Raw genomic sequence first — 1559 nt, 5'->3', positions numbered from 1 at the left:
GGCATGCCTTGAGGTGATAACGGAACGCCCACGCCGACGCCGCTTACAAACGCTCCCGGCCGCCGTCATCGCGTTCCTGAGTACGCCAGGAAATCAACTGGTTGCTTAAGTTGGCGCCTATGGGCGAATGCCCCGTCCGGCCATGGCTCCATCTTCTTGCCGAAGTTCGCAGCAAGCCTGGCCCATCATCCCGGAAGTACGCAGACCCGAACGGGTGGCGGCGACATCGGTGGCGGCCGGGGAAGACCTGTCGGGAAACCGCTCCCCTGATCCATTGACATATCCCGTGGCCGCGTTAAGACTCCGGGGCGATGCCACTGGAGCCCGTCCCATGACCATCGAACACTCCAGGGTCTTCGTCAGCAACCGCAGTCAGGCGGTGCGGCTGCCGAAGGCGGTCGGCTTCCCGCCGGACGTTCAAGGCCGACCAACGGTGACCCTGTTCGATCACCCTTGGCCCTGTACCGAAGCGGAACGTTACTGGGATCCGTCTTTACAGGGAATCACCCGAATTGGCGACATGATAGAGGAGATTGTGATGCAGCTTGCCCTCAAGACCGATCCGCCCCCCATGCAGGAGGATGCCCATGGCGTCCTGCGTATCGCCGGCACCCGAGTCACCCTCGACAGCTTGGTCGAACGCTACGATCAAGGGGCAAGTGCCGAAGAGATCGCCCTGAGCTTCGAATCTCTGAATCTGCATGAGGTCTATGCCGCGCTCGGCTATTATCTCGCCCATCGCGGCGCACTCGACGCGTATTTGCAACAGCGCCGTCGCGCCGCGGTCGAGACCCGGGCACAGGCCGAGCGGCGTTGCCCGCCGACCGAAGTCCGTGCATGGCTCGCCGCGCGGCGGGAGGCGCTCCATGCTGCGCCTCCTCGCTGACGAAAATCTGAATGCCAATATCGTTCGCGGCCTGCGACGCCGCCTCGAAGCCCTGGACTTGATCAGCGTGCAATCTTTGGGACTGACCGGGGCAGATGATCGAACGGTGCTCGCTTTCGCCGCGGAGCAGCAGCGCGTCCTGGTGACCCAGGACATCCAAACGGTCACCCGCTTCGCCTTCGAACGGGTCGATGCGGGTCTACCGATGCCGGGCGTGATCGAGATCGTTCCGGGCGCCGGGCTGGGTGCCGCAATCGAGGATCTGGCATTGGCGGTCGAGAGTTATGACCTGGGCGACCTGGAGGGCCAGGTTATCTTCGTCCCGCTGTAGGCCTCATCGGCCCGCTGGGCCGCGCGCTGCGCGTCCAGGTGTGCTTGGGCCGCCGCGACCGCCGCGTCGGCCTGCTTGATCTGGCGGGCCAGGTGCAACCCGGTGCCCTTGGCGACCTCATGCTGACCATGCCACAGGTCCGACGCATGCCCCCAAGCCGGACGGGGTATGCCCCATCAACCCCGGCGGGACGGGGCATGCGAGATTGGGCAAGTATTATTATCATTTAGAATCAGCTATATAAGATCGCTTTTCGGGCGAAAATTTCAGCGCAAATCGCTTTTTCTGCGTTTTTCATCGGAAAAGCCGCCCCACTTACGCCCTAACTGACTGATAAGAAAG

2 protein-coding genes are annotated in these 1559 nt (G+C 62.8%); both read left to right on the top strand.

Translation table 11 applies throughout. The features are described 5' to 3' along the window. Positions 1 to 331: 331 nt before the first annotated feature. Positions 332 to 886 carry a DUF433 domain-containing protein gene (locus QZY03_RS18040; RefSeq protein ID WP_295583509.1) on the top strand — a complete coding sequence of 185 codons (555 nt, stop codon included), beginning with the start codon at positions 332 to 334 and terminating at the stop codon, positions 884 to 886. After that, the gene (locus tag QZY03_RS18035) at positions 867 to 1217 is read left to right on the top strand and encodes a DUF5615 family PIN-like protein (RefSeq protein ID WP_295583507.1); all 351 of its coding nucleotides are present in this window, start codon (positions 867 to 869) and stop codon (positions 1215 to 1217) included. Before QZY03_RS18040 ends, QZY03_RS18035 begins: the two co-directional genes overlap by 20 nt. The last annotated feature ends 342 nt before the right edge of the window (positions 1218 to 1559 follow it).

This window comes from uncultured Lamprocystis sp. (assembly GCF_903933125.1).
GTDB lineage: Bacteria > Pseudomonadota > Gammaproteobacteria > Chromatiales > Chromatiaceae > Thiodictyon.
This window is presented reverse-complemented; position numbering and strand designations above follow the sequence as displayed.

Bases quoted from the DNA above. Each gene is read 5' to 3' on its own strand.
- QZY03_RS18040 (WP_295583509.1), top strand. From the start codon at position 332: ATGACCATCGAACACTCCAGGGTCTTCGTCAGCAACCGCAGTCAGGCG.
- QZY03_RS18035 (WP_295583507.1), top strand. From the start codon at position 867: ATGCTGCGCCTCCTCGCTGACGAAAATCTGAATGCCAATATCGTTCGC.